At 46.9% G+C, this 12,970-nt stretch carries 9 protein-coding genes and 1 pseudogene; 7 read left to right on the top strand and 3 right to left on the bottom strand.

Going from position 1 to position 12,970, the window contains the following annotated elements; translation table 11 throughout:
* Window positions 1-15 precede the first annotated feature (15 nt).
* The 6 genes and pseudogenes from RH89_RS15505 to RH89_RS15480 all read left to right on the top strand — a co-directional run bounded on the left by RH89_RS15505 (window position 16) and on the right by RH89_RS15480 (window position 6,745).
* Complete coding sequence (locus RH89_RS15505) at window positions 16-1,185, top strand: methyl-accepting chemotaxis protein (RefSeq protein WP_004403953.1); 1,170 nt, start codon at window positions 16-18, stop codon at window positions 1,183-1,185.
* A gap of 11 nt (window positions 1,186-1,196) precedes the next feature.
* The gene (locus tag RH89_RS15500; RefSeq protein ID WP_004403952.1) at window positions 1,197-1,496 is read left to right on the top strand and encodes an STAS domain-containing protein; all 300 of its coding nucleotides are present in this window, start codon (window positions 1,197-1,199) and stop codon (window positions 1,494-1,496) included.
* 21 nt (window positions 1,497-1,517) lie between these two features.
* Entirely contained in the window at window positions 1,518-3,188 is a 1,671-nt protein-coding gene (locus tag RH89_RS15495) for an ATP-binding SpoIIE family protein phosphatase (protein ID WP_004403951.1), read from the top strand.
* 278 nt (window positions 3,189-3,466) lie between these two features.
* Window positions 3,467-5,130 (top strand): annotated as a pseudogene (locus RH89_RS15490) (DUF342 domain-containing protein).
* A 53-nt stretch (window positions 5,131-5,183) separates the two neighbouring features.
* On the top strand, window positions 5,184-5,528 hold the full coding sequence (locus tag RH89_RS15485; RefSeq protein WP_038146327.1) for a DUF1294 domain-containing protein: 345 nt from the start codon (window positions 5,184-5,186) through the stop codon (window positions 5,526-5,528).
* Between the two features lie 206 nt (window positions 5,529-5,734).
* Window positions 5,735-6,745 (top strand): porin, encoded by a 1,011-nt coding sequence (locus RH89_RS15480; protein ID WP_004403940.1) that lies wholly within the window; start codon window positions 5,735-5,737, stop codon window positions 6,743-6,745.
* 59 nt (window positions 6,746-6,804) lie between these two features.
* On the opposite strand, the gene RH89_RS15475 is transcribed toward RH89_RS15480, so the two are convergent.
* Window positions 6,805-7,698: an AraC family transcriptional regulator gene (locus RH89_RS15475; RefSeq protein ID WP_004403939.1), complete on the bottom strand. Its 894-nt coding sequence runs from the start codon at window positions 7,696-7,698 to the stop codon at window positions 6,805-6,807.
* Between the two features lie 146 nt (window positions 7,699-7,844).
* Here RH89_RS15475 and RH89_RS15470 point away from each other — a divergent pair, with 146 nt between their 5' ends.
* Window positions 7,845-8,804, top strand: a complete 960-nt coding sequence (locus tag RH89_RS15470) for an NAD(P)-dependent alcohol dehydrogenase (protein WP_004403937.1) — start codon at window positions 7,845-7,847, stop codon at window positions 8,802-8,804.
* A 58-nt stretch (window positions 8,805-8,862) separates the two neighbouring features.
* Here RH89_RS15470 and RH89_RS15465 read toward each other — a convergent pair whose 3' ends face one another.
* Both RH89_RS15465 and RH89_RS15460 read right to left on the bottom strand, forming a co-directional pair.
* Window positions 8,863-10,974, bottom strand: a complete 2,112-nt coding sequence (locus RH89_RS15465) for a type I secretion system permease/ATPase (protein WP_004403936.1) — start codon at window positions 10,972-10,974, stop codon at window positions 8,863-8,865.
* Between the two features lie 18 nt (window positions 10,975-10,992).
* On the bottom strand, window positions 10,993-12,903 hold the full coding sequence (locus RH89_RS15460) for a bifunctional diguanylate cyclase/phosphodiesterase (protein WP_004403935.1): 1,911 nt from the start codon (window positions 12,901-12,903) through the stop codon (window positions 10,993-10,995).
* Window positions 12,904-12,970 lie beyond the last annotated feature (67 nt).

Here is a 12,970-nt window from a genome sequence, read left to right as displayed (position 1 = left end):
AAGAGGTTAATAATAATGCAGAAAATAACCAAATTCTTAACGACCTGGTGGCTCATTTTGGGTCTCCAGGTCGTTGGTCTCAGCTTCATTGTGATGGAAGTGACATCAATGTGGGTGGTCGGCTTGGCTGTGCTGGTGGCAGCGTCGCCCTGGGTGTTGATTAAATCCTCACAAAAAGCCCCTGCAGCTGAAGCGCCGAAAGTAGAAATGAAGGTGGACGTGTCCGGAGACAATCAGGCTCATCTTCAAGCGGTCCAGTCGTTGATTGACGAAGAGCTTCCGCATATTCAGGAAAGCCTGAATAAGCAGCGAGGGGTAATGGACGAATCCGTTGTGACATTGAATGACAGCTTTTTTGGCTTGCAGGATGTCTCACAGCGTCAGAGTGACGTTTCTTCCCAGTTAGTGAATAACCTTCTGGCGAATCAGGACAGTAAATACAGCCTCACACAAGTGCTTCCAAGAACCGAAAAGATATTTGCTGAGTACATCGAAATTCTGATTACCGTCTCCGAAAAAAGCATCACAGCGGTTCACAGCATTCACGATATGTCGTCCAAATTAGACAATGTATTTCGCCTGCTTGATCAGGTTCAGGGGCTGTCAGAACAAACCAACCTGCTTGCATTGAACGCCGCGATTGAAGCGGCGCGAGCCGGGGATGCGGGTCGAGGCTTTGCGGTGGTTGCGCAGGAGGTGCGTAACCTGTCGCTTAAGGCAGAAGATCTCAACGGACAAATTCAGAAAGAGATCACCATCGCTCAGGGGACGATCAAAGAAGCCAACGTCACGGTGGGTGAGATCGCATCGATTGATATGACGGTGGCGATCGACTCAAAAGATCAGGTTGAAGACATGTTGCAGGGCGTGCAACAGGTGAATGTGGAAATCAAAGAGGAGATCGACAAGATCCAGGGGATGGGGCGCGAACTGGCAGATCAGGTGAGCAACGGGATCCGTGCTTTGCAGTTTGCCGACATCGTTGTTCAGCAGGGGGAACATGCCCAGCGAAGTACCAACGCCATAGAAGAAATGGTTGGGCTAATGAACAAATTTAATCAAGGTGAAATAGAGCTTTCAGATTTGGTTCAGGGTATCGAAGAACTGAAATCCAACGCGCAAAACCGTGGTGAAGCGGCGGCGCAGCAATCTGGGATTGATGAAGGTGAAGTTGAATTATTCTAGGGAGAAGAACTATGTCTGTAACTGCTGAAATAGATAACAACCAACGACGTGTTGTGATTTCTGTCGAAGGCGCATTTGGCTTTAATCTGGTACACGAATTTCGTCAAAGTTACTGCGAACAGAAAGGGTATCGCTTTGTGGTTGATTTTCGCAAAGTCGATTACATCGACAGTGCAGGGTTGGGAATGTTGCTCAATATGCACAAGTATCTGAATCAGAAAGACGGAGAAATCGTGATCACCAACAGTATGCCGCAAGTGAAGAAAATTCTGCTGATCTCGAGATTTGATAAGAAGTTTTCAATCGAATAACGAATTCAGGAGGGCTAGGTTATGCGAATACTGATAGTCGATGATCAGAAAACCAACCGAGAAATGTTCCGATATATGCTGACCAGCATTGCAGAGGACATCACTTTGTTTGAGAACGGGGAAGGGGTGGTAGACGCGCTCAAAGAAGCCGAAGCCCTGCCGGACGTCATCCTGATGGACGTCATGATGCCCGTGAAAGATGGCTTTACTACCGCAAAAGAGATCCGTGCCGAGTTCCCGAATGTGCACATGCCGATCATTTTTCTGACGGTGCTGGATGACCGAGACTCCTTTGGGCGGTGTCTGTTTTATGGTGACGATTTCATCCTGAAACCGGTTGGTCGAAGCACCTTACTTGCTAAAGTTCAGGCGCACTATCGCATCGCCAAAATGCACAATGAAGTGAGCAAGCAGCGCGATGAGTTGAGTAAGTTCCGCGAGCAGGTGAAGTACGACTACGCGATTTCCGAATCTATTTTTACTAACCTTGCTGAAGACATGTACAAAAATATCGATGGTATTGAGTACATTTCTAACCCTTCTACGGTATTTAACGGGGACCTTATTGTTGTGGCTAACCGACCACAAGGTGGGGTTTATGTCATGATTGCCGATGCGACGGGGCACGGCTTACCGGCTGCTATTTCAACCATTCCGGCGACAAGGGCGTTTTTCTCCATGGCTGCGAAGGGCATGTCGCTTGGTGAAATTCTCGAAGAGATCAATACAGCACTCGTACGCTTTCTGCCTCTGGGCATGATGGTTGCGGCCAATGTGTTTGAGATCAGCGCCAATGGTGTTGATGTCACCTGGTGGGGCGGTGGATTACCTGACAGCTACATACTGGATTCAGAGGGCAAAATCATCAATAACCTGACGTCTGCCCACATGCCTTTGGGTGTTCTGAGCGCTGAAGAGTTCGAAACCAATATGGTGCATTTGCGTATGGAGCAGGGGCAGCAGATTGTGTGTTACACCGATGGTGTGACTGAAGCGGCGAATCCAACAGGGGAGCAGTTTGGCGAAGATCGCCTTAAAGATGTGCTCAACGCTTGTGAACCGAACGCGATTATCCCTTCACTGTATGAGGCAGTGAATGTCTTTTCTCATAAGAGCAAAGACGATGACCTGTCTATTCTGACCATGACGTTCCCTATCCACAATGAAGCGGGGCAAACGCCAGATGCCGAACTGCCATTTGTAGGCAGAGTACCGCTGAACACGCGCTTAAGCTTCCCGAAAGACGTACTCAGTGGCGTGACCGTGATGGCTGAGGTCAGGCATTACATTTCCGGTATTGTCAGCGGTGGACCGAATCTGGACTTGGTCTGCTCGGTGTTGTCTGAGTTGTTTGCTAATGCCATTGAGCATGGGCTTCTTGGGCTGGATTCCAATCTCAAGAACGATGAAGAAGGCTTCTTTACTTACTACCAGCTTCGTGAGGAGCGCTTGCAAGACCTCAGTGATGATGCGGTGTTAACCTTGGATCTGGAATACTTGCCTGAAATCAATCAACTGGCGATGACAATCGAGCATACTGGGGAAGGTTTTAACTACCACGAGTTGAATATGGTATCCGATGAAAACAGCTACGGACGCGGTATTGTTTTGGTCTCTGAGCTTTGTGAGTCCTTAGAGTATTCAAACTGCGGAAAAAGGGTAAAAGCGGTATACCAATTCACTGAAAATTAACATTTTATCTGAGCTGTTAATATAACGTAGATTTACCATAAACCAGCCAGATGCTTTTTCTAAACTCCATTGTATGGCTTATGTAACTTAAAGTTGTGCATTTAACATGAAAAATGTCATTAATGTTATGAGCTTAATAGTAAATATTCTCATTATGGCGATAAATGCGTGCTTGTATTAGTGACCATCGCCGGAATTTGAGCATTTTTTTGTTAAACCTTTGGGCAAATTCGTTACACTCATTCCAGAAATGGAGTCTTATTTTTGAGTAATGGAGTATGTGGAAAGAGTTCATCCGACTTTCAGATGACGATCAGTTTGTCATAGCGCAAATGCCCACCGATGTGACGGTAGAGTCCGATTTTGGTGAGCTTGGGCTTGATCATGCCATCGAAAGCTTGGGAGCTGCCTCTTTCTTCCTCGACGACAGTGCCGTCAAAAGTTTTATTTCCGCTGCCAGAAAAACCAAAAAGAAGCGTTTCAGGGTGTGAACATTGCATTTCGCAAGAATGCTTCAGTTAGTGTTGTGCTTGAAGATAACGATATGATCGCCCGAATGGTTGTGACTGGTGCTCAGGGTGGTCGGGCACTACGGGGCAGTGAAATTGTCGAAGCGCTTTCTCTGGCGAAAGTAACCAAAGGAATCAACAAACTTGCGCTGAAAAAAGTACTGGCGATGAGCCACAAAGTGCCGCCCGGTCAGGAATTTTCACAAGCGGTTGCCCAGGGCAAGATGCCCGTAGAAGGAAAAGACGCCGAATTCACTCCACTCTTCCCGGACATCAATGCACGCGTTCTGAGACCTCAGGAAATCAATTCCGTTACCCATAAAGTTGACATGCGCAACCTCGGTGAAACCATTACCGTGGCTGAAAATGAAGAACTTATGCGGCGTAAGCCTGCAACCAAAGGTAAACCAGGTTTCACTGTATGCGGCAAAGTGATCCCACCTAAACCGGGAAACGACAAACTTTTGCGTGAAGGTAAAGGCACCTACATTTGCAAAGACGATCCTAATTTGCTGCGTGCTGCCGTCTCTGGTATGCCGATGATGAAAAAAGGGTCTACTGTCGAAGTGGATAATGCTTTGTGTTTAAGCAAAGTGGACGTGTCTACGGGTCACATAAAATTCAAAGGCTGTGTGGTGATCACTGGCGACATCGAACCTGGTATGAAAGTTTTGGCGACCGGCTCAATTACGGTTGGCGGCTTTATTGAATCTGCCGACGTTCAGGCGCATGGTGACATTACCGCCGCGAAAGGCATTATTGGTCGTCCTATCGCAGAAGGCGAGGAAAACGCCTGTGTTGTTCGTTCTGGTGGGTCTATTACCAGTAAATACGCACAGTACGCGACCATACAGGCGCACGATGACGTGACATTTGCCATCCACAGTTTACAAAATGACGTTCGCTGCGGAGGAGATCTGACGGTTTCTGATGCGAACGGTAAACAAGGCACTTTGAGTGGCGGTGATACACAAGTCGGCGGCAAAATTACCTGTGTCAATCTTGGTGTTGAAGGGGATTCGGTCACCACCGTAGAAGCTTGTGCTCGCTACAAGAAGTACAAAGACGGTATTGAAAGGCTGAAAGAGAGTTATAAGAAGGTTCAGGAAGACACCATGAAGGTGGTTCGCGCTGAACTGGAGCTGTCTAAAACGCCTAAAGCAGAGCGTACTCAGGAGATGGTCGATAACGTCGCGACGCTTAAACAAAAGAACAACGATCTGCTTAGCCGAACCAAGAAGAAACTAGATGCGGTAGAGCTTGAATTTGAGCAGATGCTGACCGCCAATACCATTACGATAAAAAACAAAGTGTATACGCGTGTTACCGTTAAGTTTGGTGATGATACCGTTGTTACCCGACGTGAACACGGACCTTCCGTATTGTCTTACAACCATTATGAAATCAGCTTTGCTCCGCTAATGGGCAGCTAAACTATCCTATTTACCTAAAATTCATTCCATCCAGCTATTTTCAAGGGGGCACTGTGAAGCTGTCGATCCTGTATTGGGTTCTATTATCTGCCTTTCTATTTTATAGCCATCAGTCCTTTTTGTGGTTAGTAGCGTCAGTTGCACTAAGCGTAATAACGTTTCTTTTCTATGGCTGGGACAAACATCAGGCTTCACGTGGTAACTGGAGAGTGAAAGAGAGAACGCTTCACTTTCTTGCCGTTATCGGAGGCTGGCCCGGTGCGCTAGCTGGGAGAAGTCTGCTTCGTCATAAAACGCAGAAGGCGTCTTTTTATCGAGTGCTGTTTACTATCGTTTTCTTTCACTGGGTCGCCACATTTTCAGCAATAGGGTACTGGATTTGGTTGTCGGTCAGTTAATTCATATGCATTAAGTTGCTCTTCGTTGTGTCTTTTTTACACCCAGCTTATGCAACAAAATGTTTCAAGCGTAAGCATTGTAAGCTATTGGTTTTAAAGATGTAAGCTGACGTAAGGGTCTATTGATAACGATCTTTTTAGTGAAGATACTCATTCCGCAAATGAATTATTTTGCAGTTAAAAATAATTAGCAGTGGATGAATGATATGAAAAAGACAATTCTTGCTGTTGCTGTAACTCTTGCAGCAACGTCAGTAAACGCAGCAGAAATCTACAACAAGGATGGCGTTAAGCTAGACCTTGGTGGTGCAGCTGAAGTTCAGTACAAAAAAGAGCGTGCTGAAAACTCAGTAAGTAAATTCCGTCTGGATGATGGTGACCTGTTCGCTACAACAACTGTAGACGTAAACGACAGCCTAAAAGGTATCGGTAAAGCGGCATTCAAATTTGAGAAAACTGCGGTTGAAAACGACGAACTGTACGTTGGTGTTCAACACAGCAAATTCGGTACGTTCACAGCCGGTCGTCAAACTACGACTTTCGATGGCGCTGGTATCTCAGAAGGCATTGAGTTCGGTCTGAAATTCTTTAAAGACGAAGTGACAACTCTGGCAGTGGGTTCTGGTGACTCTGTTGCTAAGTACAAAGGTACTTTCGGTAACGCTTGGGTTGGCGCATCATACGCTGAATTCGAAAAAGGTGTTAAGGACTCTGAGAAGTTTGCTTACGATCTAGCTGGTGGTTACAAGTTTGGTGACATTGAAACTGCACTTTACCTTCAGCACGTTAAAGCGGACGCCGTTAAAGCGGGTACGATTGCATTTAACAAAGCGAAAGGTACAACTATCCACGGTCAGGTAAAAGCGACATTTGACGCAATTACTGTTGCGGCATCTTACGCAAACACTAAGATCACTGCTGACTCAGTTACACTGGGCTCTACTACGACTAAGAACCCTGACGCAACAACCCTAAACGTTGCTAAGCTATCTGGTTCTTACAAGCTAACTGAAAAAACTACTCTAGCTGGTGGTTACGACTACGCTGACGTAAAAGATTCCCTAAAAGTACACAACGTATACGCGAACGTTTCTCACAAACTTCACAACAACGTGAAAGTTTACACTGAAATCGGTCACGCAAATGTTAAGCCTACAGGCGCAGACAAGCTTAAAACTGAGTTTGGCTACGTTGCAGGTCTAGAAGTTAAATTCTAAAAGTTACCACTGCCTTTTCTACTTTTAGAGTTTTCACCCCGCCCTTGTGGCGGGGTTTTTCATTTTTGTCTGGGTTTCACCGGAATGACGTATTTCGATGTCATGTCAGGCAATGTGAAGTTCTTAAGCCCTTCAAACAGCTCATAATCCTGACCTTCCGCTCTCTGGTATTCTGAATTGGGTAACCAATAACCGTAGATGTAATCCATGGTCTTATTTACAGAAACTTCCGAGACTTCCTCTACCTCAAATATCGCGACCATTTGCTCTGATAATTCATAGGTAACCATACCATCCGGTATGCGCTCAAATGAGGTCACTTTCATTGCCGACAAGTAAGTTACCTCCTCTTCGGTAAACAGCCCAGAGTCGCTAATCGTCAGCCCCAGGTAGGTATCCTCCACCTTGTTTGGAATCTCATGGCGACGATCCAAAAGCTGCATCCAGGGGGCTTCCAGGAGGTCACAGTAGCTTTCCTGAAACATAAATGGTGATGGGATTTGAGTCTGAAATCCTACCAACAAGGTGGCAGGGCGAGAGACAATGGCTGGATTCAGAGCGATTCCCTGACGCAGGTGGGTGACGAGTTCCTGAGTAAGAACAGGCTTTTCCTGAAGCAGGACTTTGGGTTTCTGAACGCGAAATACTTTTGGTGAAAGACCAAAATAGGTTTTGAACGATCGACTAAACGCTTCATGTGAGTTAAAGCCCGTATCCAAAGCTATCTCCAGAATGCCAATATCAGTTTCAAGTAACTGTTTGGCAGCGTAAGAAAGACGCCTCCCCCGAACATAGCAACCTAACGTATCACCTACCAGACTTTTGAAAGTGCGTTGGAAGTGCCAGGGAGAAAGCTGAATTCGCTTTGCAAGATCAGCGATGTCCATATCATCACCAAGGTGCAATTCGATGTGTTCAACCAGCTCATTTATTTGCTCAACTAAGGACGTCATTTTGAATATCTGTTGTTGATCATTTCACCATGTTTGAGTTCAAAAATTACGCACCACCGCACAAATTATCAAGTCCTTCTTTAGACGAATTGTTAGGGTCAATAGCCCCTAGAGCAGAAAAACACTAAAGATTGGGAGAGTGGTCAATGAAAGCCATGATATATCAGGAGTATGGTTCGCCAGATGTGCTTAACGTTGCCAATGTTGAAGAACCTGAAGTGGGCAATACCCAGATTAAAATTCGGGTTCGGGCAACATCGGTGTCGGCAGCGGATATCCACATGCGACAAGCCGACCCATTTGCGGTGCGGCTTTTCAATGGATTGATAACACCTAAGCGGCAGATACTGGGTACTGAGTTTTCCGGAGAAATTGTGGCGACAGGAAATCAGGTGAAAAACTTTGCCATTGGAGATCGAGTTTTCGGTGGAACAGGAACCGATATGGGGGCGAATGCTGAATTTCTTGTGCTGGATGAATCCGCTGCCATCGCCAAGATTCCAAATGGACTGACCTTCGAACAAGCTGCCGCGATTCCTTTTGGGGCGACCGCTTCGCTGTATTTTCTTCATCATAAAATTGAGCTCAAAGCGGGGCAAAGAGTTCTGATTAATGGCGCAGGTGGAGCACTTGGCTGCTATGGGGTTCAGCTAGCCAGATACAAAGGGGCTGAAGTAATTGCCATTTGCCGAGACGATAAACGTGAACTGCTGTTACGGATTGGTGCAAAGAGGACCTGGGATTACTCAAAAGCACCAGTCAGTGAAATGAATGAACGATTTGATGTGGTCTATGACACCCATGGGAGTTTGAAATATGCAGAATGTGAGCACTTGCTTACTGAAAAAGGCATATGGATATCTGCTGCTGGTGGCGTGTCCGATTTTGCTCGTATGATGATTTTAAAACTGTTTGGTCAACGTCAGATGGTGGCTGGGTTGGCGATAGAAACTCAGAGTGACATGAACTATCTGAAACGGTTGGTTGAAACTGGAGATTTGGTTCCGGTGATCGATTCTGTGTATGACTTGGACGATTTGGTTGCAGCACATCGATATGTTGAAAAAGGGCACAAAACCGGGTGCGTTGTAATCAGGGTTTCCTGAAGTGGTTCGGATACAAAAACGCCCTCTGTATCGAGGGCGTTGTTTGAATCTAAGGAGTTTATGAAGCGCGTACCCGACCCTGCTTAAGGTTGTTGAGTACTTGTTCTTTTGGTCCGTCTGCAATAACCGCCCCTTTTTCCATCACAATAACCCGATCAACCACGTCCAGCATTGATGTTTTATGGGTAATAAGAATAAGGGTTTCACTTTTCTTCAAGCTTAATAGTTGATGCTTAATGTGCATCTCAGAGCGGTTATCCATCGAGCTGGTTGGTTCATCCATCAGCAAAACAGGAGGACGACCTATGAACGCACGGGCAATCGCTACAGACTGACGCTGACCGCCAGAAAGTAAAATCCCGCCTTCTCCGACCTGACGTTCTAGACCCGCCGGGTCCTGCTGAGTAAATACCGTTACACCGCCCCGGTTGGCTGCATCCAGCACCTCTCGGTCGTCTACTAAAGGTTGTCCCAGAGTAATGTTGTCGCGAATAGAACCGTAAAACAGAGTGATGTCTTGTGGTACACAGCCTATATTGCGTCTTACATCCACATGGTGAAGCTGAGCGATATCGGTTTCATCAATACGCACATTGCCTTGTGTCGGCTGGTACAAGCCCATAATCAGACGTTCAATGGTCGTTTTTCCTGAACCAATACGCCCGATGATGGCGACTTTTTCTCCCGGATTAATGGTGATGGATACATCTCGCACGGCAGCAAGTTCTGAGTCCGGGTAATTGAAGGTGACGCGATCCAGTTCGATTTTTCCCTGAACAATAGGGCGGTGGATGTAGCGCTTTCCTTCTTCCTGCTCGTCTGGCATCGACATGACTTGCTCAATAATCGTCATTGACGATTTCGCCTGATTGTAGCGAGTAGACAGCAATGAAAGTTGAACCAAAGGACCTACTGCACGCCCGCTCAGCATGGTGGCAGCGATCAATCCACCCATGGTCAGGTCGCCTTCCGCAATCAGATAAACCCCGACAATGATCATACCGACATTCGATGTCTGCTGAATAAACCCAGCGGCATTCTGGATAGAGTCGGTGATGCGGCGGCTCTTAATGTTCCAGTTTGCCATGTGCGCAACCGCTTCTTCCCAACGGTATTGGAACTGGCTTTGCGCACCAAAGACTTTTACCGTCTCCAAACCTGCCAGACTCTCAATCAGGTTGGCGTATTTTTGCGAAGCGAGGCGAGAGCCCTCTTCAATGCTTTTTCTTAATGGTCCCTGAATCAGCATCGAATGGATGATCAGAATCAGAATACCCACGATAGGAACGATAACCAGATTCCCCGCCACCAGCCAGATGACGACCAGGAAGAGTAGGGCAAACGGCAGATCAATCAGAGAAGAGACGGTTGCCGACGTAAAGAATTCTCTAATTGACTCAAACTCCTGCAAGTGTCTGGCAAAAGCGCCAACCGAAGCCGGACGTGACTCCATGCGGATGCCCATGACCTTGCTGAACAGCTTGGATGAAATCAGGACATCCGATTTTTTACCCGCCACGTCGATAAAGTAACTTCGCAGCAATTTGAGTAAGAAATCGAACAGGAAAACCACAAATATTCCGGATGCCAGCACCCATAAAGATTCAAACGCGAGGTTTGGGACGACTTTGTCGTACACCAGGCGAGTAAACATGGGGGCGGCAATCGCAAACACATTGATCAGAATCGAGGCGATCAACACGTCCCGATAGATGTGTTTCGATTCCAGAAGCGTGCTCCAGAACCAGTGTCCATCTCTTGGTTTGAGTATTTCAGGTGAGCGTTCGTCGTAACGGAACTGCTTTTTCACCAGAAAATAGCGACCAATATACTGCTGTTTCAGTTCATCAAGAGGCAGCGAGATAGGCATCAAATGAGAATCTGCGGTGACGACTTCGGCTTCTTGCGTTTCACTGTTTACGCTCACCAGTACGCAGGCATCTCCACCACGAAGTAGCAATACCGCCGGGAGGACCAGCTCTGAAATCGCTTCAAATTCTGTACGGTTTTCTCTGGCAACTAAGCCCGCCCGCTCAGCAGAGCGAGGAAAAAGAAAAGGCGTCAGCTTACCATCGGCTAAGGGTAAACCGCTGACAAGTGCCTCAGGCGAATTCGACATCCCATAGTATCGGCTGATGTACACCAGGGAGTTCAGTAAAGGATCTTGCATCCTGATAGACCTTAAAACTTATTTATCAACAATGAAGCCTTGGAACGCTTCAATAAAGTGCTCAGATAGGAAGTCCAACTGTGCCTGAGTTTCTACCCGCGATGCGATGGTCTTAATGCCAAGGTTGTGCGCCGTACGCGAGATGGAAGTGAGTGTGTACTTCTGTTTCTCATCATCTATCTGATGGGTGTACAGATAATCCAATTTAACGTAAGCCGGTCTGAATTCGTTGATGTACTCCAAAGAATGGAAATGTCGCCCGTAATTATCGACACCAAAATCTGCCCCTGCACTGCGTATCGCGTGACAGATCAGCGCAGTATGGTGCTGGTGGTTGATAAAACAGGACTCCGGGATTTCAAAGTGCAGTTTGTTCACCAATGCCTGATTCTTCGTCAGGATTTTGGTTAACCAGCGGATGAAACTAGGTTCGCTGACACTGCTCACCGTTAGGTTGATAGCCAAAGTATCCGTCAGCTCACGTGAGCGCAGTTTGTCGAGCATAGAGGTGATTACGTACTGGTCAAAAATATGACCCGCGTTCAGTTGCTCCAGCGCGAACAGATATTGGTTTGCGGTAAAGCGTTCACCATTTTTCTCAATCGCAGAGAAGACTTCTCGGTGATATGTCGCACCAGTGGTGGTGTTCGCATTCTGAAGTTTGAACTCCACCCATTGATTACCGATGGCTTCTTCCACCAGAGTGCGCCACTGCTGTTTACCCAGAAGCACGTGGTTTTGTTTGTCTGTCACCAGACCATAAGGCTTATCTGGGTGAGCGTGGGCTTTAGACAGGGCGTTATCCACAAGCGACAGTATTTCGGTAGTGTTCTTGCGATTTTCGTTGTAAACCACACCCAAGAAAGCAGCGGCTGGCGCCGTTCCGGTAGGATCTGGTCGAATGTCCTGGGTGTAATTCATGATGCTTTCAGACACCATGCGCAGTTCGCTCTCTTCAAGGTTTGGCAAAATGAAGCCAAATTCTGCGGTGTTGATACGAGCCAGCGTAACGTCAGGAGAAGAAGTGGTCGCCTTTAGCAAAGCTGCCAGTTCTTTCACTAAACTGTCACCTACCTCGTAACCTTCGTCATCGTAGGCATCTTTGATGAAGGTGGCCTGTAAGATCGCCACACCACCAATTGCGGACTCATTCAGCCAAGTGTTTAGCTGACCAATAAAGAAGGAACGGTTACCCAACTGAGACACAGGGTCCATGTACGCGCGTTCACGCAATTGTTGCGCTTCACGAGCCTGAGCTTTAAAGCTTTTCTCCACTTGCGCCGACATAGCATTAATGCCGTCAACTACGGCAATCAGATCGCGAGTACGTGGTCGTTCAAGAGGTTCTCCAAAGTGGTTGTTCGCCACTTCTTCCATTTTCTGAATGATGAGTGTCAGAGGTTTCAGTGCTCGCCTTACCACCGCAGAAATCACCACCACACCAATAATGAAGATTCCTGTAAATAAGGTGACTAAGCTGGTTAGAGCCTGCCAGAGCTGAAAGTACGCATCACCAGGGTGGCTGATGATTTCAACCTCTGCCAGCTGAAGCCAGCCACTGGTGACCACCCGCCGATCGTGAATGGTTCGAAATAAGTCTAAGTTGGTAAACCAGTCTGGGATATCGTGGTTTTTGATGGGGTAAGTACGGACAATTTCTTTGTCATTACTTAAAAAGATGAGTCGGACAGCGGAATACGAACTGCCATCAAACAGGGCGTTGATAACGGACTCCACTGCGACTTCATCCTGATTTTCAAGATAAGGCGCAAGGGCAAGTCCCACCGTGTTGATGGTATTGTTCACTTCGGAGCGCTGTTGTTGCTCTAGGAAGTTACGCATGATATTGAACTCGATGGCGAATACCGAGGTCATCAACAGCAGAAATACTGCCAACATCCATGCGACTAGCTGTCTATATAAAGTCATGGTGCTTACTCATCATAATTAATAATGGGTTTATTCAACTTCAAAGTTTGTTCGCGAGAGCGCAAAT

It is taken from the genome of Vibrio nigripulchritudo ATCC 27043, from assembly GCF_000222685.1.
In the GTDB taxonomy this organism is placed as follows: domain Bacteria; phylum Pseudomonadota; class Gammaproteobacteria; order Enterobacterales; family Vibrionaceae; genus Vibrio; species Vibrio nigripulchritudo.
The sequence above is the reverse complement of the archived record's forward strand: the minus strand, read 5'-3'. Positions and strand labels throughout refer to the sequence as shown.

Excerpts from the sequence above, each read along its gene's own strand:
- RH89_RS15500 (WP_004403952.1), top strand. The coding sequence starts at position 1,197 with ATGTCTGTAACTGCTGAAATAGATAACAACCAACGACGTGTTGTGATT.
- RH89_RS15480 (WP_004403940.1), top strand. The coding sequence starts at position 5,735 with ATGAAAAAGACAATTCTTGCTGTTGCTGTAACTCTTGCAGCAACGTCA.
- RH89_RS15495 (WP_004403951.1), top strand. The coding sequence starts at position 1,518 with ATGCGAATACTGATAGTCGATGATCAGAAAACCAACCGAGAAATGTTC.
- RH89_RS15475 (WP_004403939.1), bottom strand. The coding sequence starts at position 7,698 with ATGACGTCCTTAGTTGAGCAAATAAATGAGCTGGTTGAACACATCGAA.
- RH89_RS15460 (WP_004403935.1), bottom strand. The coding sequence starts at position 12,903 with ATGACTTTATATAGACAGCTAGTCGCATGGATGTTGGCAGTATTTCTG.
- RH89_RS15505 (WP_004403953.1), top strand. The coding sequence starts at position 16 with ATGCAGAAAATAACCAAATTCTTAACGACCTGGTGGCTCATTTTGGGT.
- RH89_RS15470 (WP_004403937.1), top strand. The coding sequence starts at position 7,845 with ATGAAAGCCATGATATATCAGGAGTATGGTTCGCCAGATGTGCTTAAC.
- RH89_RS15465 (WP_004403936.1), bottom strand. The coding sequence starts at position 10,974 with ATGCAAGATCCTTTACTGAACTCCCTGGTGTACATCAGCCGATACTAT.